Origin of the sequence: Streptomyces kunmingensis (assembly GCF_039533535.1) — a bacterium.
In the GTDB taxonomy this organism is placed as follows: domain Bacteria; phylum Actinomycetota; class Actinomycetes; order Streptomycetales; family Streptomycetaceae; genus Streptomyces; species Streptomyces kunmingensis.
Genome location: NZ_BAAATS010000002.1, coordinates 1 through 26,165 on the forward strand (window position 1 = coordinate 1; position 26,165 = coordinate 26,165).

22 protein-coding genes and 1 other RNA gene are annotated in these 26,165 nt (G+C 71.1%); 2 read left to right on the plus strand and 21 right to left on the minus strand.

All coding sequences use genetic code 11. The annotated features are described in order from the left end of the window. Positions 1–31: 31 nt before the first annotated feature. The 14 genes from ABD366_RS02075 to ABD366_RS02140 form a co-directional block, all read right to left on the minus strand. Complete coding sequence (locus tag ABD366_RS02075) at positions 32–313, minus strand: HU family DNA-binding protein (RefSeq protein WP_016645140.1); 282 nt, start codon at positions 311–313, stop codon at positions 32–34. 327 nt (positions 314–640) lie between these two features. Next, positions 641–2,074: an NAD-dependent malic enzyme gene (locus ABD366_RS02080; protein WP_324774154.1), complete on the minus strand. Its 1,434-nt coding sequence runs from the start codon at positions 2,072–2,074 to the stop codon at positions 641–643. 383 nt (positions 2,075–2,457) lie between these two features. Next, positions 2,458–4,833, minus strand: a complete 2,376-nt coding sequence (locus tag ABD366_RS02085; protein WP_324774156.1) for a HelD family protein — start codon at positions 4,831–4,833, stop codon at positions 2,458–2,460. Between the two features lie 91 nt (positions 4,834–4,924). Beyond that, positions 4,925–5,734, minus strand: coding sequence for an anti-sigma factor family protein (locus ABD366_RS02090; RefSeq protein ID WP_324774158.1), 810 nt, complete (start codon positions 5,732–5,734; stop codon positions 4,925–4,927). Next, positions 5,731–6,306: a sigma-70 family RNA polymerase sigma factor gene (locus ABD366_RS02095; RefSeq protein WP_324774160.1), complete on the minus strand. Its 576-nt coding sequence runs from the start codon at positions 6,304–6,306 to the stop codon at positions 5,731–5,733. Before ABD366_RS02095 ends, ABD366_RS02090 begins: the two co-directional genes overlap by 4 nt. Positions 6,307–6,424: 118 nt before the next feature. Then, positions 6,425–7,024, minus strand: a complete 600-nt coding sequence (locus ABD366_RS02100) for a CGNR zinc finger domain-containing protein (protein ID WP_344440961.1) — start codon at positions 7,022–7,024, stop codon at positions 6,425–6,427. Between the two features lie 53 nt (positions 7,025–7,077). After that, positions 7,078–7,611 carry a GNAT family N-acetyltransferase gene (locus tag ABD366_RS02105; protein WP_324767365.1) on the minus strand — a complete coding sequence of 178 codons (534 nt, stop codon included), beginning with the start codon at positions 7,609–7,611 and terminating at the stop codon, positions 7,078–7,080. An 85-nt stretch (positions 7,612–7,696) separates the two neighbouring features. Next, entirely contained in the window at positions 7,697–8,863 is a 1,167-nt protein-coding gene (locus ABD366_RS02110) for a uroporphyrinogen-III synthase (RefSeq protein ID WP_324767368.1), read from the minus strand. 143 nt (positions 8,864–9,006) lie between these two features. Next, on the minus strand, positions 9,007–10,368 hold the full coding sequence (locus tag ABD366_RS02115; protein WP_324767364.1) for a nitrate/nitrite transporter: 1,362 nt from the start codon (positions 10,366–10,368) through the stop codon (positions 9,007–9,009). A gap of 180 nt (positions 10,369–10,548) precedes the next feature. Then, positions 10,549–11,583, minus strand: coding sequence for a hypothetical protein (locus ABD366_RS02120; protein WP_324767362.1), 1,035 nt, complete (start codon positions 11,581–11,583; stop codon positions 10,549–10,551). A 129-nt stretch (positions 11,584–11,712) separates the two neighbouring features. Beyond that, positions 11,713–13,086, minus strand: a complete 1,374-nt coding sequence (locus tag ABD366_RS02125) for an acyltransferase family protein (protein WP_324767360.1) — start codon at positions 13,084–13,086, stop codon at positions 11,713–11,715. After that, positions 13,083–15,269: a bifunctional polysaccharide deacetylase/glycosyltransferase family 2 protein gene (locus ABD366_RS02130; RefSeq protein WP_324767359.1), complete on the minus strand. Its 2,187-nt coding sequence runs from the start codon at positions 15,267–15,269 to the stop codon at positions 13,083–13,085. Before ABD366_RS02130 ends, ABD366_RS02125 begins: the two co-directional genes overlap by 4 nt. Continuing rightward, positions 15,270–16,136: a hypothetical protein gene (locus tag ABD366_RS02135; protein WP_324767358.1), complete on the minus strand. Its 867-nt coding sequence runs from the start codon at positions 16,134–16,136 to the stop codon at positions 15,270–15,272. It lies immediately after the preceding gene. A 246-nt stretch (positions 16,137–16,382) separates the two neighbouring features. Then, positions 16,383–17,387: a LysR family transcriptional regulator gene (locus ABD366_RS02140; RefSeq protein WP_324767357.1), complete on the minus strand. Its 1,005-nt coding sequence runs from the start codon at positions 17,385–17,387 to the stop codon at positions 16,383–16,385. 83 nt (positions 17,388–17,470) lie between these two features. Between ABD366_RS02140 and ABD366_RS02145 the strand changes: the two genes are divergently transcribed. After that, a complete protein-coding gene (locus ABD366_RS02145; protein WP_324767356.1) occupies positions 17,471–18,784 on the plus strand; it encodes an MFS transporter in 1,314 nt (437 codons plus the stop codon). A 4-nt stretch (positions 18,785–18,788) separates the two neighbouring features. Here ABD366_RS02145 and dacB read toward each other — a convergent pair whose 3' ends face one another. From dacB to ftsE, 7 genes are all read right to left on the minus strand, one after another. After that, positions 18,789–20,402: a D-alanyl-D-alanine carboxypeptidase/D-alanyl-D-alanine endopeptidase gene (dacB, locus tag ABD366_RS02150; protein WP_324767355.1), complete on the minus strand. Its 1,614-nt coding sequence runs from the start codon at positions 20,400–20,402 to the stop codon at positions 18,789–18,791. A 29-nt stretch (positions 20,403–20,431) separates the two neighbouring features. Further along, positions 20,432–21,409, minus strand: a complete 978-nt coding sequence (locus tag ABD366_RS02155) for an extracellular catalytic domain type 1 short-chain-length polyhydroxyalkanoate depolymerase (protein ID WP_324767353.1) — start codon at positions 21,407–21,409, stop codon at positions 20,432–20,434. 103 nt (positions 21,410–21,512) lie between these two features. Beyond that, positions 21,513–21,900: a transfer-messenger RNA gene (ssrA, locus tag ABD366_RS02160) on the minus strand. A 139-nt stretch (positions 21,901–22,039) separates the two neighbouring features. After that, the gene (gene smpB, locus ABD366_RS02165) at positions 22,040–22,591 is read right to left on the minus strand and encodes an SsrA-binding protein SmpB (protein ID WP_324767367.1); all 552 of its coding nucleotides are present in this window, start codon (positions 22,589–22,591) and stop codon (positions 22,040–22,042) included. Between the two features lie 19 nt (positions 22,592–22,610). Then, positions 22,611–23,783 (minus strand): S41 family peptidase, encoded by a 1,173-nt coding sequence (locus ABD366_RS02170; RefSeq protein ID WP_324767352.1) that lies wholly within the window; start codon positions 23,781–23,783, stop codon positions 22,611–22,613. A gap of 78 nt (positions 23,784–23,861) precedes the next feature. Continuing rightward, complete coding sequence (gene ftsX, locus ABD366_RS02175) at positions 23,862–24,779, minus strand: permease-like cell division protein FtsX (RefSeq protein WP_324767350.1); 918 nt, start codon at positions 24,777–24,779, stop codon at positions 23,862–23,864. A 73-nt stretch (positions 24,780–24,852) separates the two neighbouring features. After that, positions 24,853–25,542: a cell division ATP-binding protein FtsE gene (gene ftsE, locus ABD366_RS02180; protein WP_324767349.1), complete on the minus strand. Its 690-nt coding sequence runs from the start codon at positions 25,540–25,542 to the stop codon at positions 24,853–24,855. A gap of 357 nt (positions 25,543–25,899) precedes the next feature. On the opposite strand from ftsE, the gene ABD366_RS02185 reads away from it, so the two are divergent. Next, positions 25,900–26,088: a hypothetical protein gene (locus ABD366_RS02185; RefSeq protein WP_324767348.1), complete on the plus strand. Its 189-nt coding sequence runs from the start codon at positions 25,900–25,902 to the stop codon at positions 26,086–26,088. Positions 26,089–26,165: the final 77 nt, after the last annotated feature.

Here is a 26,165-nt window from a genome sequence, read left to right on the forward strand (position 1 = left end):
GGATGCCCGCCCGCCGAAAAAGGCCGAAGGTTTACTTGCCCTTGGCGGCTTCCTTGAGCTTCGAGCCCGCGGAGACCTTCACGCTGTAACCGGCCGGGATGTTGATCGGCTCGCCGGTCTGCGGGTTACGAGCGGTGCGAGCGGCACGGTGGGTGCGCTCGAAGGTCAGGAAGCCGGGGATGGTGACCTTCTCGTCGCCCTTGGCAACGATCTCGCCGACGGTCTCGGCGAAAGCGGCCAGCACGGCGTCGGCGTCCTTGCGAGTCACCTCGGCGCGGTCGGCCAGCGCGGCCACCAGCTCACTGCGGTTCATGTTTGTACTCCCGTGTTCTTCTTGCCGTTAGGCGTGCCATACGGCTGGGCCGCATGTTGGGCAACAGCGAAGCCGATGCTGCCAGGGTCTCGGTCAGGCCCAGGACCCGGGTCCGTTCTCCGGACCCCGGCGCCCTGTGGGGGGCGCCCCCTGGACGCAGTCCTTGGGGGAGCATCCTGCCCCCACCAGCGGCGGTAAAGCCAATCCGGCACCCGTGGGGGTCACACGGAAAGCCTTACCGCCCAGGGTCCGGGGGCGGGACGGGGGCCTGCTTCCCGGCCACCCTAAAGGCCCCGCCGGGCCCTGCATTCCGCGACGCGCCGGTCCTCAGGCGCTCGTGGTGCCTGTCACAACCACCCCGGCGGCCTTCGCGGCGTCGCGCACGGCACCGGCGACGGCACCCGCGACCTTGTCGTTGAAGACGCTGGGGATGATGTAGTTCGGGTTGAGCTCGTCCTCGCTCACCACGTCGGCCAGGGCCGTGGCGGCCGCCAGCATCATCTCCGTGTTGACCGTACGCGACTGGGCGTCGAGCAGGCCGCGGAAGACGCCGGGGAAGACCAGGACGTTGTTGATCTGGTTCGGGAAGTCGGAGCGGCCCGTGGCCACGACCGCCGCCGTCTCACGGGCGATCGCCGGGTCGACCTCCGGGTCCGGGTTCGCGAGCGCGAACACGATGGCGCGCTCGGCCATGGCCGCGACATCCTCGCCGTTCAGCACGTTCGGCGCGGAGACGCCGATGAAGACGTCCGCGCCCGCAACCGCTTCCTTGAGCGTGCCGGTCAGGCCCTCGGGGTTGGTGTTGTCGGCGATCCAGCGCAGCGGCGAGTCGCTGTCGGCCTTCACGAGGTCCTCACGGTCGGCGTGCACGACGCCGTGGATGTCGGCCACCACCGCGTTCTTCACACCCGCCGCCAGGAGCAGCTTGAGGATGGCGGTGCCGGCCGCGCCCGCGCCGGACATGACGACGCGGATGTCGCCCATGCCCTTGCCCGCGACGCGCAGCGCGTTCGTCAGGGCGGCGAGGACCACGATGGCGGTGCCGTGCTGGTCGTCGTGGAAGACGGGGATGTCCAGGGCCTCGCGCAGCCGGGCCTCGATCTCGAAGCAGCGGGGCGCGGAGATGTCCTCGAGGTTGATGCCGGCGAAGCCCGGGGCGATCGCCTTGACGATCTCGACGATGGCGTCGGTGTCCTGGGTGTCCAGGCAGATCGGCCAGGCGTCGATGTCGGCGAAGCGCTTGAAGAGGGCGGCCTTGCCCTCCATGACCGGCATGGCGGCCATCGGGCCGATGTTGCCGAGGCCGAGCACCGCGGAGCCGTCCGTCACGACCGCAACGGTGTTGCGCTTGATGGTCAGGCGCCGGGCGTCCTCGGGGTTCTCCGCGATCGCCATGCAGACGCGGGCGACACCCGGCGTGTAGACCATGGAGAGGTCGTCACGGTTGCGGATGGGGTGCTTGGACTGCATCTCGATCTTGCCGCCGAGGTGCATCAGGAACGTACGGTCGGAGACCTTCCCGAGCGTCACGCCCTCGATCTTGCGGAGCTCTTCGACGATCTCGTCCGCGTGGGACGTCGAGCTGGCCGCGATCGTGACGTCGATCCGGAGCTTCTCGTGGCCGGAGGCGGTGACGTCGAGGCCGGTCACCGAGCCGCCGGAGGACTCCACGGCAGTGGTGAGCTGCGAGACTGCCGTACCGCTCGCGGGCACCTCCAACCGGACCGTCATCGAGTAGGAGACGCTGGGCGCCGTTGCCATGGCCGACTTCCTCTGCTTTCACCGTGTAGCTGTTGCCGTCCGATGGTCGCACCTACCGCCGAGTACGTGGTAGCCGCATCGGATTGTGAACGTTACGTTCACCAAGCTTTTGGAAACTTGTTTCCACCATACGAGAAGTGGCGGAGAATGAACAGGAAGAGGCTCCAGGAACGAGAAGAGGCTCACGTCACTGGGTGACGTGAGCCTCTCTCTACGTTCATGACACCGACCCGCCATGCTCGCCTCGCGGCAAGTGGTCCCTCTGAGGGACGAAGGTTGGGCCCGGGGGCTTGGATCGGGCCGGTGCCGTCATCAACGGTACTGCATTCTCCGGGAACACCCCAGACCCCCGCTGCGCCTGCGGGCACAAGGGTCCGTCGAGGTCAGTCGCGCAGCAGGTCGGGCACCCCGTTCGCGTCGGGTTCGTCGCGCTCGGCGGAGACCACGGTGAGCTGCTGCGTGGCCCGGGTCAGGGCCACGTACAGGACCCGCAGGCCCGCCGGGGACTCGTCGGCGATCTCCGCCGGGGAGACCACCACCGTGGCGTCGTACTCCAGGCCCTTGGCCTCCAGCGAGCCGAGCGCGACCACGCGCTCGCCGAGCCCGTCTAGCCAGCGGGCCGCCTCCGCGCGGCGGTTCATCGCCACGACGACGCCGACCGTGCCGTCGACCCGGTCGAGCAGCCGCGCGGCCTCCTCCCGGACGGTGGAGCCCAGGCGGTCCCGTACGACGCTGAAGCGCGGCTCGACGCCGGTGGAGCGGACCGCGGACGGGGAGTCCGAGCCCGGCATCGCGAGCGCCAGGACCTTGGCGGCCAGCTCCGCGATCTCGGACGGGTTGCGGTAGTTCACGGTCAGGGTGAAGCGGCGGCGCGGGCGCGAGCCCAGCGCCTCGTCGCGGGCCGCGGCCGCCTCGTCCGGGTCGGACCAGGACGACTGGGCCGGGTCGCCGACCACGGTCCAGGTGGCGTGCCGGCCGCGGCGGCCGACCATGCGCCACTGCATCGGCGTGAGGTCCTGCGCCTCGTCGACGATGACGTGCGCGTACTCGGTCCGCTCCTGGGCCAGGCGCTCGGCGCGCTCGCGCTGGGTCTCCTCCCGCCCCGGCATCAGCTCCTCCAGGCCCGTGAGCTGGTCCAGCGGGTCGTACTCGCGCCTCTTCTTCGGGCGGGCCGGGGCGCCGAGGATGGCGGTCAGCTCGTCGAGCATGGCCACGTCGTGCACCGAGAGGGCCTCGCGGCGCAGGGACCGGGCGACCTTGCGGACCTCACCGGGGTTGAGGATGCGGCGGGCCCAGCGGCCCAGGCGCCGCTCGTCGGACATCGCGGACAGGACGGCACGGGGGGTCAGTTCCGGCCACCAGGCGTCCAGGAAGCGCAGGAAGTCGTCCTCGGTCGTGATGTCCTCGTCGAAGGAGGAGCGCAGCTCGGCGGCGAGCTCGGGGTCCGTGTGCCGGCCGCCCGCGCCCGACTGCTCCCACAGGGCGTCGAGCAGCAGCTTGCGGGCGCGCGGGCGCAGGTGGTTGACGGGCGCCGTGCCGCTGAGGGCGGCGTGGCGGATGCGGTTCAGCCGGCCGGCGTCCAGCTCCAGGCGGCGGCCGAAGGCGACGACGCGCAGGCGGGTGGGCGTACCGGCGGGGGCCTGGACCTCCTCGTCCGGCTCCTCGCCGAAGGCGAGCTGCTGCTGCTCGGCGGGCGCCGGGGCCGGGCGGCCCGACTCCAGTGCGCCGCGGGCCGCCTTGCGCAGCACCTTCAGCATCCGCGAGGAGCCCTTGACGCGGGCCACGGCCGGGCTGTCGTACTCGCTCGCCTCGGCCCCGTCGACCAGGGAGCCGACCGCGCGGATCGCGACCTGGCCCTCCTCGCCGAGCGAGGGAAGGACGCCCTCGGTGTAGGCGACGAGCAGCGGGGTGGGCGAGACGATCAGGATGCCGCCCGCGTACCGGCGGCGGTCCTGGTAGAGGAGGTAGGCCGCGCGGTGCAGCGCCACCGCCGTCTTACCCGTGCCGGGGCCGCCCTCGACGTACGTGACGGACGCGGCGGGCGCCCGGATCACCTGGTCCTGCTCGGCCTGGATGGAGGCGACGATGTCGCGCATCGAGTGGCTGCGGGCCTGGCCGAGCGCGGCCATCAGGGCGCCGTCGCCGACGGCCGGGAGCCGCGCGCCGTCCAGGTGGGCGGTCAGCTCGGGGCGCATCAGGTCGTCCTCGACGCCGAGCACCTTGCGGCCCTTGGAGCGGATGACGCGGCGGCGCACGACGCGGCCCGGGTCGACCGGCGTGGAGCGGTAGAACGGCGCGGCGGCCGGCGCCCGCCAGTCGATGACCAGCGGCGAGTAGTCCGCGTCCAGGACACCGATCCGCCCGATGTGCAGGGTCTCGGCGATGTCCGCGGTGTTGTCCGGGCGCACCGCGCCGTCGGCCGGTTCGATCGCCGTGTAGGCGCCGTCCGGGCCCTTCTTGCCGTCCTTGCCCTGGAGCAGGTCGATACGGCCGAAGAGGAAGTCCTCGAACTCGTTGTTGAGCCGGCTGAGGTGGACGCCCGCGCGGAAGACCTGGGCGTCCCGCTCGGCGAGCGCGCCGGGCGTGCCGACCTGCCCGCGCTTGGCGGCGTCGTCCATCAGGAACTCCGCCTCGTGGATCTTCTCTTCCAAGCGGCGGTAGACGGCGTCGAGGTGTTCCTGTTCGACGCCGATCTCGCGGTCACGAACGGAGTCCGTATCCGAGTCCACCGCTGGATCCTGCTGAGCCTGAGCGGCCACCGGGCCCCCTTCTGACGTGCTGGGCAGCCGTCAAAGGTACGCGACAGGGGGCCCCGGCGGCTACGTCCACGACGCTCGGCTCACCGGGAGGTCACGCGTTCACCTCCACGAGCCGCTTCCCGTCGAGGGTCTCCACCTCGAAGTGGTCGATCTGGTTCCGGTCGAAGGCGGCCCCTCCGTGCACGTACAGCGGGTATTTGGCGCTCTCGTGCGGGCTGGACTCGATGCCGTAGCCCCACTTCGGGACGGCCCACGTGGTGACCGTCTCGCGCTCGCCGTTCTTGCCGACCGCGACGAGTGAGCACTTCAGCGGGCCCTTGACGTTCTTCAGCTGGAGGACGGTGTGGGTGCCCCAGGCCTTCTTCTCCATGCCGATGGTCGCGCTGACCTTCGTCGTCGCGTCGGTGGCCTTCACCTTCTCGTCCATGTGGTGGAAGAAGGCGTCCTCGGCGGGGCTCGTGGGGTGCGGCTCCGCGACGCTGCCGGTGCCGCCGTCGTCGGTGGCCGCCATGACGGTGAGCGGGCCGCCGATGATCAGGGCCGCCGCGGCCGCCACCAGGTACAGGCCCCGGCGCCGCTTGCGTCCGCGCCTGCGCGCGACCTCGTCGACCAGGGACTCCGCGAGCCGCGGACTGGGCGTGGCCGCGAGGGACTCCCCGATGTGCCGCACCGTGGGCACGTCGCGGGCGGCCGGCAGGTCCGCGAGGGCCGCCAGCATCGGCTCCATCCCGGCGAACTCCTCCAGCTGCGCCGCGCACCCCTCGCACGTCGCCAAGTGGGCCTCGAACGCGCTCGCTTCGGCGTCGTCGAGGATCCCCAGCGCGTAGGCGCCGACCGTCTCGTGCACGTCACCCGCCGGTTCGTGACCGGACGGTCCGTACGCCCCGTACGCCGACGTCATGCCGTCACCCCCCGCTCCTCCAGCGCCAGCTTCATGGAACGCAGTGCGTAGAACACGCGGGAGCGCACCGTGCCGCTGGGGATACCGAGTGTCTCGGCCGCCTCATTGACCGTACGCCCTTTGAAGTACGTCTCCACGAGCACTTCCCGGTGTGCGGGGGTCAGGTCCTCCAGGGCATCGGAGAGTGTCATCAGCCACAGCGCCTTGTCGATCTCGTCCTCCGCGGGGATGACCTCCAGCGGCGACGCGTCGACCTCCTGTGGCCGGGCCTGCCGGCTGCGGTGGCCGTCGATGACGATCCGTCGGGCGACCGTCACCAGCCAGGGGCGTACCGAGCCGGTCGCCCGGTTGAGCTGACCGGCGTTCTTCCAGGCACGGATGAGCGTCTCCTGCACGACATCCTCGGCGCGCTGCCGGTCCCCCGCGACCAGCCGCAGCACATAGGCGAGCAGCGGCCGCGCGTGCTCCGCGTAGAGCGCGCGCATCAGCTCCTCGTCCGGCTCCGGCGGCCGGGGCGCGCGATGTCGGGCCCGGGGTGGGCGTTCATCGGCCACGGCGGAATCCTTGCGCACGCCTACCTCCGGTGTCCCCAGTTCGACGATCCGGCCGTCTCTTCTTCGGCTGGGCTCACGGGTGGGATACGTACGCGAACAGGCCTCTGTTCAACGGGAGTTCGAGCGTGTTTCCGGTTCAGGCCCGGGCGAGGGCCGCCCGGCGGCGGTGCCGGGCCACCCGCTCCCTGTTGCCGCACACCTCGCTGGAGCACCAGCGGCGTCTGCGCCCACGGGACGTGTCGAGGTAGATGATCGGGCAGTTGTCGCCCTCGCACTGGCGCAGACAGCCCCGGGCGGCGGGGTCCGTGAGCAGGTCGACGACGTCCCGGGCGACGGCCGCGAGCAAAGCCGGGCAGCCGGGCTCGTCGTGCAGCGCCCGGACGAGGGTGCCGTCGGCGGTGCGGACGGCGCGGGGGGCGGGCGGGGCGGCACGGGCGATCAGGTTGACGCGTTCGAGGGCGGCGGGCGCGGGGCGGCCGGCCAGCTCGCCGCGGACCAACCGGCCGATGTGGCCCCGCAGTTCACGGAAGGCGGCGAGCCAGGCCGCGGTGCACGCGGGCAGCGCGGCGGCGTCGGGGACGAGGCCGGCGCCGACGAGCCAGGCGCACAGCCGGTCCGTGGAGGCCAGACGTTCGTCGGGGTGTGCGGTGGCGACCAGATCCAGGCAGAGGCGTCCGGAGTCGAACCGCAACTCGTGGAGAGGGGGGTGGGAGGGCCCTGTGAGTACTGCTGCCATGTCCTCTACAGTGCCCGCCCCGGAGCGCCGCCGGAACCCCCGGTGACGCGGCCTTACTGGGAGAGGTGCGCGGGCGGGCCGTCGTGCAGCAGCCGCTGGAAGAGGACGTGGTCGCGCCACTCCCCCGCGATGTGCAGGAAGGCGGGGGCCGTCCCGTACTCGACGAAGCCGCACTTGGTGAGCACACGCTGCGACGCCTTGTTGTCCGTGAGGGCGCCCGCCTCGACGCGGTGCAGGCCGAGGTCGTCGCGGGCGGCGCGGCAGACCTCCTCGACGGCGGCGGTGACCAGGCCGCGGCCCGCGTAGTCGCCGTCGACCCAGTAGCCGAGGTTGGCGCTGCACAGGGGGCCGAGGGTGATGCCGGTGAGCATGAGGCGGCCCACGACCCGCTCCCCGTCGAACAGCAGCCACGTCGCGCTGTTCGGCTGGTCCAGCCGCTCGGCCTGGCCCGCGGCGGTGTAGAACTCCGGCTCCCGGTGGGGCTCGGTCGGCCCCAGGTGCTCCCGGTTACGCAGCTGGGCCTCGGCCAGGGCCTGGGCGTCGGCGCGGACGGCGAGGCGCAGATCGATGTCGGGGGTGATCAACATGCTCGTACGGTACGCGGGGCCCGAACGCGCATGACCATGGGTGGTTCGGGGCGGACCGCGGGCGCGTCCCCACTGGTCCGCGTCCTCACTCGTCCGCGTACTTCGCGTCCGCCGATGCCGGGTCAAGGGCCAGCCGGTACCCGCGCTTCACCACCGTCTGGATCAGCTTCGGTGTCCCTAGCGCCGACCTGAGCCGGGCCATCGCCGTCTCGACCGCGTGCTCGTCGCTGCCCGCGCCCGGCAGCGCGCGCAGCAGGTCCGCGCGGGACACCACCCAGCCAGGTCGCCGGGCCAGCGCCCGCAGCAGCGACATGCCGGCCGGTGGTACCGGGCGCAGCTCCCCGTCGACCAGGGTCGCGTGCCCGCGGATCTCCACGCTGTGCCCCGCGACCGGCAACGTCCGCGCGCGGGACGGCAGTTCGCGGCAGAGCAGCTGAACGAGCGGGCCGAGCCGGAAGCGCTCCGGCTGCACCGTGTCCACGCCGCGCGCCTGGAGCGGCAGCGCCGTCACCGGGCCCACGCACGCCGGGACCACGTCGTGCCGCATCGCGGCCAGCAGCTCCGGCAGCAGGCCACGCTCCTCGGCCCGGTTCAGCAGCGACGCGGCCGCCGGCGCCGAGGTGAAGGTCAGCGCGTCCACGCCCCGCGTCACCGTCGCGTCCAGGAGCCGGTCCACCGGCCCGATGTCCTCCGGCGGCATCCACCGGTACACCGGCACGCCCACCACCTCGGCGCCGGCCTCCCGCAGCGCCTCCACGAAACCGGGCAGCGGTTCGCCGTGCAGCTGGACCGCGACCCGCCGGCCCTGGACGCCCTCGGCGAGCAGCCGCTCGAGGACCTCGGCCATCGACTCCGACGACGGCGACCACTCCTCCGTCAGCCCCGCCGCACGGATCGCCCCCTTCACCTTCGGGCCGCGCGCGAGGACCTCGACCCCGCGCAGCCGGGCGATGAGGTCCTCCCCCAGGCCCCAGCCATCGGCCGCCTCGACCCAGCCGCGGAACCCGATGGCGGTCGTCGCGACCACGATGTCGGGGCCGTGGTCGATCAGCTCCTTGGTCGCGGACAGGAGTTCGCTGTCGTCGGAGAGCGGCACGATCCGCAGCGCCGGCGCGTGCAGCACGGTGGCACCGCGGCGCTTGAGCAGCGCGCCGAGCTCGTCGGCGCGGCGCGCGGCGGTCACGCCCACGGTGAAACCCGCGAGCGGGCCGTGCGGCTGCGCGGTCCCGGGGGCCTGCTGTTCGTCGTACATCTGGTTCTCGTCCCGCTCGACGGTCGTCCCGTGCACTGCTGTGCTGCTCTTCGCCTCTGCTGTCGCGCTGCTCCGCTGTCATGCCGAGGTCCGAGCCTGTCAACACAGCGTGACAGGCCCGGATCAGCATGATTGCGTACGTGTTACACCTCGACGTAGCTGAGCTGCGGCTTTGCCTCGGCGCTCGGTGCGGCCACGGTACGCGCGGCCGTCCGGCGAAGGTATACGGCCCAGGTCACCGCGAAGCACACCGCGTAGAAGGCGAGGAAGGAGACGAAGGCCCCGGTGCCGGTGCCCGCGCTCTGGAAGGACTGGCGGAACGCGAGGTTGATGCCGAGTCCGCCGAGCGCCCCGACCGCGCCGATCAGCCCCATGGAGGCGCCCGAGAGACGACGCCCGTACGCGGCCGCCTCCTCGCCCGTGAGCCCGAGGCCCCGCGCCTTGGCCAGGAAGATGCCGGGGATCATCTTGTACGTGGACCCGTTGCCGAGCCCGCTCAGGACGAACACGACGATGAACGCGACGGTGAACAGGGCCAGGGATGCGCGGACCGACGCAAGGATCACGACGGCCGTCGCGGCGGCCATCGCCACGAAGTTCCACAGCGTGATGCGCGCCCCGCCGAACCGGTCCGCGAGCCGCCCGCCGACCGGCCTGATCAGGGAGCCGAGCAGCGGCCCGATGAAGGTGACCCCGGCCGCCTGGAGCGGCGTACGCCCGAACTGGGTCTGCAGGACGAGTCCGAACGCGAACGAGTAGCCGATGAACGAGCCGAACGTGCCGACGTAGAGGAACGCCATGATCCAGGTGTGGGCGTCCTTGGCCGCGTCCCAGGCGGCGCCGGTGTCGTTCTTCACCGACGCCAGGTTGTCCATGAACAGGGCCGCGCAGAGCGCCGAGACGAGGATCAGCGGGATGTAGATGCCCAGCAGGACGCGCGGGCCGCCGCTCAGGCCGATGACGGCGAGGGCGACGAGCTGGATGACGGGGACGCCGATGTTGCCGCCACCCGCGTTCAGGCCGAGCGCCCATCCCTTCTTCCGCATCGGGAAGAAGGAGTTGATGTTCGTCATGGAGGAGGCGAAGTTGCCGCCGCCTACGCCGGTGAGCGCCGCGCACACCATGAACGTGCTGTACGAGGTACCCGGCTCCATCACAACGAACGCGACGACCGTCGGCACGAGCAGCATGCTCGCCGCGATGACCGTCCAGTTGCGGCCGCCGAACACGGCGACGGCGAAGGTGTAGGGCACGCGGGCGAAGGCGCCGACGAGCGTGGCCATCGAGACGAGGAAGAACTTCCCCGCCGGGTCGATGCCGTATTCGGGCCCCATGAACAGGACCATGACCGACCACAGGGTCCAGACGGAGAACCCGATGTGTTCGGAGAGGATGGAGAAGACGAGATTGCGCCGGGCGACCTTGGCGCCCGTCTCCTCCCAGAACGTCTCGTCCTCGGGGTCCCACCGCTCCACCCACTCACGGGTCCGGCTCCGGCCTGCCATTCACGCCTCCAGGGTCGCGGTTCGTGCTTGCTGCGACCGACGGTAGGGAGGCCGGATTTCCGGGCTGTGGCGGGCGATGACCCTTGGGGAACGTTGCTCTCACCCGGCCCGGCGGCGAGCGGTGAGGCTCGGCGCCGGTCGGGAGGGACCAAGCAGAGGATCAGGCGGGATCGGGCGGGATCAGGTGGAGCCCTCGCCGGACCAGGGCAGCTTCACCGAACCGCCCTTGTCCCATTTGAGGGTGACGACGTCGGAGGCCTGGGTGAGGTTCGCGGCGAACACCTCGTCGCCGGTGTCCTGGCCGACGCAGGACACGGCGATCCGGAAGCCCGTCCCGTTCTGCGTCTGGCCGATGCCGCTGCAGATGCCCTTACCGGCCGAGTCGATGTAGGAGACGCTGTACTTGCCCTTGGCGCTGCCCGACGCGATCTTGGCGCCGACGGTGAGGGTCTGCGCCTCCTCGTTCTGCCACTGCCCCTGGTAGCCGGTCGAACCGGCCGGGCGCTCGGCGGGCTCGTCGTCGGCGCCCGGGTCGTCGCTGGGCTCGTCGCCGTAGGGGTCGTCGGTCGGGGCGTCGGTCGGGGGCAGTACGGGGCTCGGAAGCTCCGACTCGCTCGGGTCCCCGCCGACGCTTCCCGTGGCGACGATGCTGCTCTGCTTGGCGGCCGGCTCGTCGCCGCCGTTGTCACCACTGGTGGCCAGCAGGATGCCGCCGCCGGCGAGCGCGGCGACGACCACGACCGCGACGGCGATCAGCACGGCCCGCTTCTTGCCACCGCCACCGGGGCCCTGGCCGGGCTGGGGCGGGAACGGGCCCTGCGGCGGCGGGAATTGCCCGTATTGCTGCTGCGACTGTCCGTATCCGGGCTGCTGCCCGTAGGCGGGCGGGGGCGGCTGCTGCCCGTAGGCGGGTGGAGGCGGCTGCTGCCCGTAGGCGGGTGGAGGCGGCTGCTGCCCGTAGGCGGGCGGGGGCGGCTGCTGCCCGTAGGCGGGCTGCGGTGTGGTGGGCGCGCTCGCGTACGGGTTGTCGGTGCCGTACGGGCCCTGGGGCTGCTGCGGGGTGCCGTAGGGGCCCGGTGCTCCGTAGGGCCCGGCGGGCGGCTGCTGTTGAGGCTGCTGCGGCTGCGGTTGCTGCGGCGGTTGTTGGGGTTGCTGCGGTTGCTGCGGCGGTCCGCCGTATCCGTATCCCTGGCCGTCCTGCGGCGGCTGCGTCATGACTGTCCCCGTCCCCGTGGTCCCCGTGGCTGCTCATGCCCACCATGCGGCCCACACCGCACAGTTCACACAAGTCAACCCGGAGGGGGCCTCCGGGCACAAGCCCCACCCGCACCAGGAGCCAGGGTCTCAGTGGCGCCGCTGTCTCTTCTTCTTCCCGCCGTCCGGCCACAGCCGCAGCGGGCGCTTGGCGGCAAGGTCCTCGATCCAGCCCACGCACACGATCGCGAGCGCGATCAGCGGAAACACGAGGACGAACGTCCAGAACTCGTAGGTCGTGTCGAGGGCGGAGCTCAGCCCTTCGTTCATGAACGGAAGCGAATAGACCCAGTCGACGACCGGGAACGTCGCCATGATCAGCAGGTTGTGCCAGAGGTAGATCGTGACGGCCCGGTTGTTGGCCAGCGTGATCGGCCTGTCCCAGCGGGCCAGGCGCCCCGGCAGCTCCTGCCAGGAAGGCGCGTACTGGAGCAGGATGACGACGAACCCGAGGGACCACGCGGCCTGCGCCATCGGGATCTCGTTCAGGTCCCAGCCGCCCTCGGCCAGATGCCCCGAGGCCCACCACAGGCCGAAGGCCATGACGAGCGCGGCGCCCGACACCGCCAGGTAGCGGGGCACCCTGGCGAGCACACCGTCATGGTGGGCGAAGCCGAGGATCCAGCAACTGCCGAAGATGGCGAAGTCGGTGATCGTGTCACCGGCCCGGCCCGGAATCTCGACCAGGCCCGTGCCGACGACGGCGGTGAGGGCGAGCGGCGCCAGCAGCGTCGCCCATGGCACCTTGCGGAACGCCCACAGGAGCAGCGGCGAGGCGATGACGAACCAGAGGTAGGCGCGCAGGTACCAGAGCGGGCCGATGCCCTGCTCGGCCCAGCTGCTCTCCAGGAAGCCCGGCGGGTTCGCGATCTCCCAGGGGAAGGAGGGGGCGCCGATGGGGATGACGTAGTCGACGATGCTGAGCCAGCCCCACAGGCCCCCGCTGTCGGGGTCCTTGCCGGGATTCCAGCCGCCGATCAGCAGCAGGGGCAGCGCGAGCGCGCTGAACGCCCAGAGCGGTGGCAGCAGTCGCCGCACGCGCGCGCGGATCACGCCGAGGGCGGGGCGGCTGAGGGAGCGGGCCATCAGCGACCCGGCGAGCGCGAACATCACGCCCATGGACGGGAACACCACGCTCAGCCAGGCCCACCCGAAGAGGTGGTAGAGGACGACGCGGAAGAGCGCGAGGGAACGCAGCAGGTCGAGGTAGCGGTCCCGGCCCGGCTTCCGGGGCGCGGCGGCCGGGGCTTGCTTCTGCTCCTGCTCTTGCTCCGGTGCGGGTGCTGCTGTCGGCGGCACCTGGGGCAGGCTCTCCGTCCGGTGCGGGACCTCGGTGACCCAGGCGGCGGCCTGCGTGGACGTCTGGGCCCGGGGCCAGGCCGACGTCCCCGGCCCGGTGGGCGCGGCCGGCCACGAGGCGCTGTCGGTCCGGGCGGCCTTGTTCTCTTCGTAGGGCTGCGTCATGCTACCGGCCTCCTGTCGTCGCCGGTGACCGAGGCGGCGCGCTGCTGCGGCAGGCCGCCCGGGGCGGAGCCCAGCGCGCCCGTGCGGCGCAGCTTCTGCCAGCGCAACCGGCCGCCGGTGAGGGCGGTGATCCAGGACTGGAGCAGAACGACGTACATGAGCTGCCGGTAGAGGATCTGCTGGAGCGGGAGGGAGATGAGGTGCGTCATGCGCTCCTTGTCGAGCCGGAAGGCGTACGCCGCGCAGACCGCCTGGATGGCGAGCACGCCGAGCCAGGCCACCACCGTCTTCTCGGTGGGGCCGAACACCACCCCGTACAGCAGGAAGACGTCGATCAGGGGCGCCAGGAGCGGGGCCAGGACCATGAAGAGGCTGACCAGGGGCAGTCCGACGCGGCCGAAGCGGCCGGACGGGCCGCGCTCGATCACGGCGCGGCGGTGCTTCCAGATGGCCTGCATGGTTCCGTACGACCAGCGGTAGCGCTGTGACCAGAGCTGCTGCACGGATTCGGGGGCCTCGGTCCACGCGCGGGCCTTCTCCGCGTAGACCACGCGCCAGCCGGCGCGGTGCAGCGCCATGGTGACGTCGGTGTCCTCGGCGAGCGTGTCGTCGCTCATGCCGCCGAAGGGTTCGAGCGCCGAGCGGCGGAAGGCGCCCACGGCCCCCGGGATCGTCGGCATGCAGCGCAGGACGTCGTACATGCGGCGGTCGAGGTTGAAGCCCATCACGTACTCGATGTGCTGCCAGGCGCCGATCAGCGAGTCCCTGTTGCCCACCTTCGCGTTGCCCGCGACGGCGCCCACGCGCGGGTCGCCGAACGGCTGGACCAGCTCGCGCACGGTCGCCGGCTCGAAGACGGTGTCACCGTCCATCATCACGACGAGGTCGTACCGGGCGTTGGCCAGGCCTCTGTTGAGTGCGGCCGGTTTGCCCGCGTTGTGCTGGCGCACGACCCGGACGTTCGGCAGCCGCAGGTTCTCCACGATGCGGGCCGTGCCGTCGGTGGAGCCGTCGTCGATGACTATCACCTCGACGGGGTGCTCGCTCGCCATCAGGGAACGGACGGTGTTCTCGATGCACTTGGCTTCGTTGTACGCCGGTACGAGCACCGTCACCGGTTCCGTGACGGGCGGGCCCCAGGCGAAGTCGCGGCGCCGGACCCGGCGGGCGTGCAGCGCGGAGAGCAGCAGCATGAGGCCGAAGCGGCCCATGACGAGGACGCCGATGACGGCGAGTCCGGCGACCATGACGCTCGTGATGTTCTCCGAGGCCTGGACGGCGTAGACCCACGCGCGGCCCTTCCACAGTTCGAGACCGCTCACGGGCGTGTGCGCGCTGGGCGTGCCGAGGGCCTCGGTGAGGTTCCTGAACTTGTATCCGTCGCCTTGGAGCGTCGGCAGGAAGCGGTCGAGCGCGGCGACCGTCTGTGCGCGGTTGCCGCCGGAGTCGTGCATCAGGACGATGGCGCCCTTGCCGTCGTGCGGCGTGGCGCGGCGGATGATCTCGTCGACGCCGGGCCGCTTCCAGTCCTCGCTGTCGGTGTTGTTGACGACCGTGATGTAGCCGCGCGAACCGATGTACTTGGTCACCGGCCACGACGCGTCGTCCATGGCGTCGGCGAACGAGGAGTAGGGCGGCCGGAACAGGGAGGTGCGGACGCCCGCCGCGCCTTCGAGCGCCAGCTGGCTCTGCGACAGCTCCCAGTCGATGCGCTTCGTCGACTGGTACGAGAGGTCGGGGTGGTTGAAGGTGTGCAGGCCCACCTCGTGGCCCTCGGCGACCATGCGCCGCACCAGGCCCGGGTGGCGCGAGGCCATGGTGCCGGTGACGAAGAAGACGGCGTGCGCGTGGTGCTTCTTCAGGACGTCGAGGACCTTGGGGGTCCACTCCGGGTCGGGCCCGTCGTCGAAGGTGAGGACGAGGTTGTGCCGGTCGACGGAGTGGCTGCTCTCCCGGCCGCCCCGGGTGTCGATGACGGGGCCGCCGTCGAGGATCTTGTCGGGGACGTGGCGGGTGCCCGCCTCGGGCCGGACGCGGTGGTCGGCGAGGATCTCGCTGTGGACGTAGCCGCGCAGCATGAGCATCACCATCACCGCCACGAGGAGCAGCGAGGGCAGCAGATAACGCAGGGGAAGGCGTCGCCTGCGGGTGCGGGGCCGCCGGGGACGTGAGCGGTCGGACATTTACAGGACGCTGCTTTCCGGGGACGCGACGCTTGTCAGAGACGCGAGGTTCTGCGGGAACGCGCCGCCTTGGAGGGGCGCGAGGTTGCTCAGGGACGTGACGTCTTGGAAGGGCGCCAGGTTTTCCAGGGACGTGACGCCTTGAAAGGACGCCAGGTTCTCCAGGGACGTGACGCCCTGGAAGGGCGCCAGGTTCTTCAGGGACGTGACGGTGCCGCCGAGGAGCGGCTCGACGGGCTTTCTCGACGCGGCGCCGGCGGCGGTGACGTCGGTGTCGCCGCCCACGGGGTCGGTGGACGGGACGCCGGACGGGTCGGCCGGCGGCGAGGTGGTGCCGGCGGGCGGGTCGGCCGGTGGGTCGGCCGGCTTCGTGTTGCTCCCCGGCGTGGACGGGTCGGCGGGCGTCGTCGGCCTGTCCGCGCCGGGAATGTCGGGCGCGGCGCTGCCGGTGCCGGTACCGGCGTCCTCGCCGGGCCGGCTGTCGTCCGCGCTGGTGCCCGGGGCGGGCGCCCCGCTCCCGCCCGGGGTCGCGCCGCTGCCGGGCGCGGTGTTGATGGCGCTCGGGTCCGGTGCGCCGCCCGGCGCGGTGGACGGCGGCGCGGAGTCTGCGGGCACCAGCGGTTTGGTGTCGACCTGCCCCGCCGGTGTGTCGGGCATGGGCAGCCAGGGCGCGCTCGAGTTCCCCGAGAGCATCGTGATCACGATGACGACCGCGTACACCGCGCAGGCGACGCCCACCAGCACGCCGGCCCGTCGGAAGGTGCGGCCGCGCCGCCCCGAGTCGTCGACGAAGACGGGTACTTCCTTGCCGCCGCCCGGCGCCGCCGGCTCGGCCGACGCACCTGCTCCGGCGAGCAGTCCGCTCAACAGGCGGCCTGCTCCGTCCAGTTGGACGGTTACCTCGTTCGGATCATGGGTATGCCCGGACCGGGCATCTTCTCGCCAGTTCTCCACCGTACGCACATCCCCCCAAGGACACGTTCATGAGTGCGCGCGCGACTACGAGGAGACTCGTCGGCCGGACCGGGCCCCCACCCGATCCGAGCGCCCCCCTTATCACACTGCACCCGGACCCTGAATGTAGCGCACGCCAGTGACGCTCATGTGCAGCAGTCAATCGCGGCTCATCATGATGAGTGCGTCCGTGGCCGGAATCCACCCGTTCGAGGGACGGCGGAGCCATCCGTTCTCCTCGGCGAGCTGAGCCGCCGCGGTTCTCAGTGCAGCAATTCCTGGATGTTTGCGCCCCTTTAGCCACACCAGTGACACGGGTGACAGAGGTACGGGGTCGACGAGCGGGCGCAGAACCGAGCCGGACATGGCCGGGAAATCGACACCCGCGAGGACCGGATTACGGTACTTCGCCATGATTCTCCGGAACTCCTCCTCGCCGATGGCGAGCGGCGCGGGCGGTGCGATCCCGATGCCCCGCCCGGCGAACAACCGCCGGGCCAGGTCGGTCCATTCGGGGGTCCGCGGATTGCCCGCGCCCGCGTAGATCGTCTCCCCCGCGAGCCGGTCCAGGGGTACGGCGTCGAGCCCGGCCAGCGGATGCTCCTCGGGCAGCACGACCGCCATCGGCTCGTACCGCATGGGCTGCTGGGCGAGCCGCTCCCGCACGGCCGGGTCGAGCCCCGCGAACCTGCCGAAGGAGGCGTCGATCCGCCCCGCGAGGAGTTCGGCGGCGGCGTGGGTCAGGCCGCTCTCGTAGCGGGCCATCAGTTCGCAGTCCGGGGCGAGTTCGCGGGCCCGCGCCAGGACGCGCTCGTGCACGAGGCCGGGGCTGTTGACGTCGACGAGCAGCGGCCGGGCCTCGGGGGTGGGCCGGGTGAACGCGGCGAGCAGCTCGTCCTGCGCCTCGATCGCGCGCCGCGCGTACGGCAGCAGCCGCGCGCCGTCCGCGGTGAGCGTGACCTGCCGCGTGGTGCGGCCGAACAGTTCGGCGCCCAGCTCCCGTTCCAGGCGCCGGATGTCCCGGCTGAGCGCCTGCTGGGCGACGTAGAGCCGGGCGGCGGCGCGCGTGAAGTGCAGTTCGTCGGCGACGGCGAGGAAGGCGCGCAGCAGACGCGGCTCGACGCTACGAGGGCCGGGAGAGGGGGTCGCAGAGGGGGGCGCCATCGGGGGAACTTACAACACCAGTGCGTGAATCGGCACCGAGTAGGTGTTGGACCGCGTGGGTGACCTGCGGCGACGCTCTCCGTATGCCTGACGTGACCCCGACACCGGCCTCTAGCGCGGCCACGCCCCCAGACACGCTCACCACCCCCAGCACTGCCCCGAGCACCGCCCCACCGCCGCCCTCCGGCGACGCCCCACAGAAGACCACCTACGCCCGGCTGTTCACCCTCCCCGGGGCGCGCGCCTTCACCCTCGGCAACCTGATAGCCCGCTTCCCGCAGGGGATGTTCAGCATCAGCGCGGTCATCATGATCTCCGGCACGCGGGGGTCGTACGCGCTCGCGGGCGCCGTCACCGCGACGGGCCTGGTCGCCAACGCGGTCGTCGGCCCCTGGACGGCCCGGCTCGTCGACCGGTACGGGCAGGCACGTGTCGCCGTCCCGGCCACGGTGATCTCCGCGTGCGGTTCGCTCGCCCTGCTGCTGTGCGTGCACTTCGGGGCACCGAACTGGACCCTGTTCGCCGCGTACCTGGCGTCGGCGGCCACGCCCAACACGGGTGGCATGTCCCGGGCCCGCTGGGCGCATCTCCTCAAGGGCGACGCGGACGCCCTGCACACCGCGAACTCCTTCGAGCAGGCGGCGGACGAGCTCTGCTACATGCTCGGCCCGGTGGTGGCCGCCTTCTTGTGCGGATCGCTGTTCCCGGAAGCGGGCACGCTGGTCAGCGTCGTACTCATGGTGACGGGCGTGCTGATCTTCGCCGCGCAACGCGCCACGGAACCCCCGCCCCACGCGCGTACAGAGGCGACGAAAACGCCGCTACGCGCGCGTGGCATGCCGCCGCTGCTGATCGCGTTCCTCGCCATGGGCGCGATCTTCGGCTCCCTGGAGGTCGTCACGGTCGCCTTCGCGGACGCGCAGGGCCACAAGGTGTGGGCGGGCGGCATCCTGGCGTTGCAGGCGGCGGGTTCGTGCGCGGCGGGCCTGGTCTACGGGGCGACGAAACCGTCGGGCGCGGCCGACCGGCGGCACCCGCTGTGTGTCGCGGCGATGTCCGTCCTGATGACGCTGCCGCTGCTCGCCGCCGCCCTCACCGGTTCGCTCGTCGCGCTCGGCGGGGCGCTCCTGATCGCCGGGATGGCGACGGCGCCGACGATGGTGACGGGCATGACGCTGGTCCAGCAGCGCACCCCCGCGGGCCAGTTGAACGAGGGCATGACGCTCGCGGTGACCGGGCTCCTCGGCGGTATCGCGTGCGGCTCGGCGACGGGCGGTGCCGCGGTGGAGCACTGGGGCCCCACCGCGGCGTACGCGGTGCCGGTCACCGCGGCGGCGACAGCGCTGCTGCTGTCGCTCTACGGATACGCGCGGCGGCCGGGGCATCCCCTGCCGTGAGCGCTCAGCACCTGGCCGGCTTGCGCCACGAGCACTCCAGGTCCCCGTCCCGTTCCGCGGCGGGTACGGCTCGCAGGGACTTCGGTGTGACGGCCACCGTCTCCCCCTCGGCACCGGACTTCGCGAGGGTCACGACGATCGCGTCCTCCAGCGGTTTCACGGAGGCGACGAGGTAGTTGTTCTGGACGACGCTGTAGACCAGCTCGCGCCCGTCGGCGTCCTTCACGTATCCGGACAGCGCGCTGGCCCCCGTCAACGAGCCGGTCTTGGCATGGGTGTTGAGGGCCGCCGGAGTGCCGCACATCCGCGTCCGCAGAGTCCCGCCGACGAACGGGTCCGGGTCGCAGGCCACCGGCAGCGACGCGTACCAGTCGGCGTACCAGGGCTCGTGCCGTACGGAGAGCAGCAGGTCGGCGATCTGCCGTGCGGCGAAGTTGTCCTTGCGCGACAGCCCCGACCCGTCGACCTGCCGGATCTTCCCGGTGTCGACCCCGGCGGCCTTCAGGTAGGAGGCGATGGCGGCGACCCCGTCACCCCAGTTGCCCGGCCTGCCGGTCGCCTTGTGCCCCATGGCCTTGGTGAGCGACTCGGCGTGCATGTTGTTGGACAGCTTCATGAAGGGGACGAGGAGGTCCTTGAGCGCCATGGAGTCGTGCGAGGCGAGCTGCCTGGCGCCGGCCGGGGTGGCACGGCCCGTCTTCGTGGCGCCGCTGACCCGCACGCCGTGCGCGGCGAGCGCGTCGCGGAAGACGGCGGCCGCGTAGCCGGTCGGCTCCCAGACGGTGACCCATTCCTTGGTGGTGTCCCCGCCCAGCGGCACGGTTCCGCTGACGGTGATGGTGTTGGTGCCGTGCTGCCGTTCGACGGCGACGGTGTCCTCGCCGCCGGCGGCCACGGTGCTCGCCCGCACGTCGAGGTGGACGTAGTGCGTCTTCGGCGTCACGCGGACGACGGGCCCGGCCCCCGCCTTCTTGCCCGGTGCGACCTCGACGATGACGGTGCCGGTGTCGTAGTCGGTGTCCGGTGCGACGCTCAGCGCGGAGATCTGGGCGGCGTAGTAGGAGGACTCGTCGTCGGCGCCCCAGGTGTCGCCCTGCCGGCGGTCGTCGAAGCGCGTGTCGTCGGCGACGAGCCGCCCGCCGACCCTTTTCACACCGGCGGCGGCGACCTCGGCGGCGAGCTTGTCGTAGTCGGCGGCGAGGGTCGTCGGATCGCCGGTCCCGCGCAGATACAGATCGCCGTCGAGCACCCCGCCGCGCACCCGGCCTGCGGCCAGTACGTCGGTGGTGAACCTGTGATCCGGGCCGAGGAGTTCCATGGCCGCGGCCGACGTGGCGAGCTTGGTGTTGGAGGCGGGCATGAGCCGCCCGGTCTGGTTGTGCTGGTAGAGGGTCTCGCCGGTCGCCGCGTCCGCGACGACGACACTGGCCGCGCCGCCCTCCATCCGTGGGTCACCGAGAATCGAGTCGATCGCCTCGGACAGCCCGCCGGGACTGGAGTCGGCCCCGGCGGGCGCACCCCACGTGAGGGTGGCGGCGGCCACACCGAGAACGGCGGGCCAGACCCATTTCCTGAACCCGGTGCGGGAGTTGACGCGCGGTACGTCAGATCTACTCATGCCACAGGAGCATCCCGGACGTCCGACGCTCAGCCAAGACCCCACGAGTGGCCGAGGACGTAGGCGGCGCACACATTCACATCAAGGATGTACGCGCCCGCGCTCCCGCACTGCGTGGCGCCGCTCCCGGGGTCGACGGGCTGCCCGTGCCCCATCCCCGTGATGCTGTACGTCTCCACGGCCACGCCTCCGGAGGCGTCTCGGAAGACCTGGTGCGGGAAGCCGCCGACGGTGTCGCTCGCATCGGCGACCTGGTCGGCGCCCCGCACGTCGGTCCACTGCTTCATCAGGTCCGTCATGTTGACGGGCTTCACGGTGTAGTCGGCGCTGCCCTGGAACACGGTCAGCCGCGGCCAGGGCCCGGTGTACCCGGGCCGCGCGGCCCGCACCCGGTCGCCCCACTGCTTCGCGCTCTGCGTGGCTCCCACGTACATGCAGACGTACGGCGATCCGGCGGCCTGCGCACACCCGTAGGGCAGCCCGGCGACGACACCGCCGGCGGCGAACTTCTCCGGGTACGCGGCCATCATCACGGCCGTCATTCCGCCACCGGCACTCAGCCCGGTCACGTACACGCGGGAGGCGTCCGCGCCCGCGTCGGCGACCTGCTTGTCGACCATCTGCGCCACGGATGCGGCCTCGCCCCGGCCGCGCTCGATGTCGCCGCTCTGGAACCAGTTGAGGCAGGAGTTGAGGTTGTTGCCGGAGGTCTGCTGCGGCAGCACGACGGAGAACCCCCACCGGTCGGCGAGCGTCGTCCAGCCGCTGCCGGTGCCGTACCCGGCGGCGTTCTGCGTACAGCCGTGCAGGGCGACGACGACGGGCCGCCCGCTCGGCAGCCCGTCGGGGACGTAGCGGAACATCCTCAGGGCGCCGGGGTTGGACCCGAAGCCGGTGACTTCCTGGACGCTCGGGGCGGCGGAGGCGTGGGGCACTGTCGGCAGGAAGAAGGCCAGCAGGGCCAGCAGGACGGTGGCTGCTCTGGTTCTGGTGCGGGAGGAGGTCATGAGCAGGGACCGTAGAACCGTCCCGCGACACCGGACATGTAGCGGGCCCACACAACGACAAAGGCCCGACTGTGTGAACAGCCGGGCCTGAATCGCATGGGATGAGTGGAGATGGCGGGAATCGAACCCGCGTCCAACGGTGCAGCAGCAGGGCTTCTCCGTGTGCAGTTCGCTGCGATTTTCTCGGCCCCGGCGATCACGCGAACAAGTCGCCGACGGGCCCAGTCACTGTTTGATTTCCCATCGAACCCCGCGACCGGGCTCGATGGTTTAGTTCCCTAGATTATGCCAGGATCCGGGTCGGGAACACTCCCGGGCTGACACCCTTTTAGGGTCCTTCAGTCGCTGTTATTAGGCAGCGAGGGCGAAGGACTGGGAATCGCTCTTGGAATTGGCGATTATTGGTTGCGACATATGGTTAACGAGATCATTGCCGCTTCCTCGACACGCTTCACCTGCTTCGACATCCGCTGTCGAAACCGATCATCCCCATGTTGGCTCTATTCAATTAGATACAGCTCAAGATGGACCTTGCGGTCCGCTGTCCCTGCAGTGAGGAACAGTGCCATCGTACGTGACCAACGCACGTCGGTGCCAGCGTATTCCCCGGCGCCCGCCGCGACGGCCCGGTCAGCGCTCCTGCGCCCGCTGGCGCCGCTTCGCCGCCGCGATGGCGCGGTCCGAGTCCCGCCGGTCCTGCTGCTCGCGCAGCGTCTGCCGCTTGTCGTACTCCTTCTTGCCCTTGGCGAGCGCGATCTCGGCCTTGGCGCGGCCGTCCTTGAAGTAGATCGCGAGGGTCACGATCGTGTGCCCTGACTCCTGCGACTTCGACTCCAGCTTGTCGATCTCGTCGCGGTGCAGGAGCAGCTTGCGCTTGCGGCGCACGGCGTGGTTGGTCCACGTGCCCTGGCTGTACTCGGGGATGTGGGCATTGTGCAGCCACGCCTCGCCCCCGTCGATCTGGACGAAGGCGTCGGCCAGGGAGGTCCGTCCCTGGCGCAGCGACTTGACCTCCGTGCCGGACAGCACGATGCCCGCCTCGTAGGTGTCGATGAGCGCGTAGTCGTGCCGCGCCTTCTTGTTCTGCGCGACGATCTTGCGCTTGCCGTCCTTCTTGCTGGACGCGTCCCCCTTGCCCTGCTTGGGCTGGGACTCCTTCGGTACGTACATTCCCTTGGCCATAGTGCTGGCCATTTTCGCACTACGAGGGGGACCCGAGGCCACTCAATACTGTCTCGGCCCGCTGCCGGGCGTCGTCGTCGGCCTCCAGGTCGGGGGTGATGCCGCGGCTGTCGACGCCCCGGCCGGAGGGGGTGCGGTAGTGCCCGACGGTCAGCTCCGCGACGGAACCGTCGGGCAGCCGGCTCGGCATCTGGACCGAGCCCTTGCCGAAGGTTCTGGTGCCCACGACGACCGCGCGGCCGCGGTCCTGGAGGGCGCCGGTGAGCAGTTCGGCCGCGCTCATCGTCCCGCTGTCGACGAGCACGACCACCGGTCTGGTGGTGTCACCGCCGCGCTCGGCGTGCAGGGCGCGCTGCTCGCCGCGGACGTCGTACGTGGCCACGAGGCCGCCGTCCAGGAACGCCGAGGCCGCGCTGACCGCCTCGGTGACCAGACCGCCGGAGTTGCCCCGCAGATCGAAGATGATGCCGGCGTGCGCGGGCGCCTCGCGCACCGCATTGCGCACCTGTGCGCCGGAGCCCTTGGTGAAGGCGCTGACCTTCACGAGCAGGGCACCCGAGGCGAGGCGGGTCGTGGAGACGGAGTCCGTCGACAGATTGGCGCGGCGCAGCGTCTCGCTCCACGCGCGCGTGCCGCGCTGTAAGCCGACGCGGACGGACGTGCCGGCGTGCTCGCCGCGCAGCAGGCCGAGTACCTCGGTGACGGGGCGGCCGGTGACCGGCCTGCCGTCGACGGCCGCGATGCGGTCGCCCTCACGGATGCCGGCGAGCTGCGCGGGCGAGTGGGAGCGGACCCGGGTCACCTGGACGTCGCCGTCGGCGGCCCGCCGTGCCCACAGGCCGACGCCGGTGTACTCGCCGTCCAGGGCCTGCTCGAACTCCTCGTACTCGCCCTGCGAGTAGACGCCGCCCCAGCGGTCGCCGCTGCGGCTGACGGCCTCTTCGGCGGCCAGCGTCGGGGACTTGCCGTCCTCCATCGCCTCCGCGGCCGCTTCGGTCGGGTCGTTGAGCGGCTTCCCGTGCGGTCGCTCGTGCGCGGCGGCCGTCCCGGCGGCGGATTTCCGGCCGTCGTCCGGCCAGGAGCCGGTCGCGGTGCCGGCGGCGAGGACGCTCGCGAAGAGCAATGTCAGGGCTGCCCCGCGGCCGATGCGGCGGGGCGAGGCGAGCGCGGAGAGCAGATCCGGGCCTGACATGTCGGTGAGTCTAGGACAACGCGGGGCGCCGTACGGGTGGTTGACCCGCTCGGCGCCCCGCGTTGCTGGGGACTTCCGTCACACCTTCAGGTACTTGCGCAACGCGACGAACGCGGCCAGCGCGGGCATCAGAACGCTCACGGCGAGGATGAGCGGCAGCTTGGTGAGCACCGCGTCCCAGCCGATGAAGTTGATGAGCTGGAGCTTGTCGGAGAGCGCCACTCCGTTGTCGATGACGAAGTACTGACCTGCGGCGAGGAACACGCAGGCGATGCCGCCGCCGATGAGTCCGGCGACCGCGGCCTCCATGATGAACGGCGCCTGGATGTAGAAGCCGGAGGCGCCGACCAGGCGCATGATGCCGGTCTCGCGGCGCCGGCTGAACGCGGACACCCGCACGGTGTTCACGATCAGCAGCAGGGCCACCACGAGCATGACGAGCATCACTGCCCCGGCCGCGTAGTTGAGGTAGCCGAGCAGCCGGAAGAGGTTGTCGAGCACGCCCTTCTGGTCCTGCACGGACTGCACGCCGGGCCGCCCGTTGAACGCGGTCGCGATGACCTCGTACTTCTCCGGGTCCTTCAGCTTGATCCGGTACGACTCCTGCAACTGGTCCGGCGTGAGGGAGCTGGCCAGCGGGGAGTCGCCGAACTGCTCCTTGTAGTGCTTGTACGCCTGGTCCTGGGACTCGTAGGCGACCTTCTGGACGACGTCCATCTTGCCGAGGTCGTCCTGGATCTGCTTCTTCTGCTCCGCGGTGACCGGGCCCTTGGCACAGTTCGGGTCGGACTCGGAATCCCCCTTGTTGCACAGGAAGATCGAGACGTTGACCTTGTCGTACCAGAAACCCTTCATCTGGTTGACCTGGTCGCTCATGAGCAGCGAGCCGCCGAACAGGGCGAGCGAAAGGGCCACCGAGATGATGACGGCGAAGGTCATCGTGAGATTGCGGCGGAGGCCGACACCGATCTCCGACAGAACGAATTGGGCACGCATAACGCTTACTGAGCCTTTCGCAGCTTCTCTCTCGGTACTTCTCGGTCCGGTACCTCGGTACCGTCGGTTTTTCTCAGTGCTGGTAGCCGTAGACGCCGCGTGCCTGGTCGCGGACGAGACGGCCCTTCTCCAGCTCGATGACGCGCTTGCGCATCTGGTCCACGATGTTCTGGTCGTGGGTGGCCATCACCACAGTGGTGCCGGTGCGGTTGATGCGGTCGAGCAGCTTCATGATGCCGACCGAGGTCTGCGGGTCGAGGTTGCCGGTGGGCTCGTCCGCGATCAGCAGCTTGGGCCGGTTCACGAACGCGCGCGCGATGGCCACGCGCTGCTGCTCACCGCCGGACAGCTCGCCCGGCATCCGCTCCTCCTTGCCGCCGAGGCCGACCAGGTCGAGGACCTGCGGTACGGCCTTGCGGATCTCGCCGCGGCCCTTGCCGATGACCTCCTGCGCGAACGCGACGTTCTCGCCGACGGTCTTGTTGGGCAGCAGGCGGAAGTCCTGGAAGACCGTGCCGAGCTGGCGGCGGATCTGCGGGACCTTCCAGTTGGAGACGCGGGCGAGGTCCTTGCCGAGGACGTGCACCTGGCCGTGGCTGCACCGCTCCTCGCGCAGGATCAGCCGCAGGAACGTCGATTTGCCGGAGCCGGACGAGCCGACCAGGAAGACGAACTCACCACGCTCGACCTCCAGGGAGACATCCCTGAGGGCGGGCCGGGTCTGCTTGGGGTAGACCTTGGAGACGTTGTCGAATCGGATCACGGGAGCGCCTCGGAGCGTCGGGTGTGTCGGGGCGGGGGCGCTGTGCGGGGCTTCCGAGACACCCCCTCGGTGAGCGTGACCATACGCGAACCGGCACACAGAGCGCAGGCGCCGTCCCCGCTTGTGCGTTTTGTCCCGGTGCGCGGTCACTGCCGGTGCCGTTTTTGTCCGGCCCGTGCCTGGTCAGGGATGGTCCTGTGTGCGGGCCGCGCCGAAAATACGGGAAGCTGGCACAGTGGAGGGGGAACGGTCGCGTTTCCCGGAGCGTTGAGCGGAGAGAACCGTTGAGCGGAGAGAACCAGTGGGAATCTGGCAGACGTTTCCTTCGGCTCCGCCGCGCGGGAGGAGGACGAGCGCATGACCTTTGACCGGTTGGTGTGCGCGAACTGCGCGGCGCCCGTGAGCGAGGGCCGCTGTCCGGTGTGCCGTGCGAACCGCGAGCGGCTCCAGCAGAACCCGTTCGCCGGGCTGAACCCGATGGCGCTGATCGCCCTCGTGGCCGTGCTGGTGGCTGCCGTGGCGCTGCTCGCCCATCAGACCGTCTAGCCCGGTCCAGCCCCGCCGAGTCCCGTCAGAACAGCGGGAAGGGCCCGGAGCGGTTGCTCCGGGCCCTTCCGCGTGTG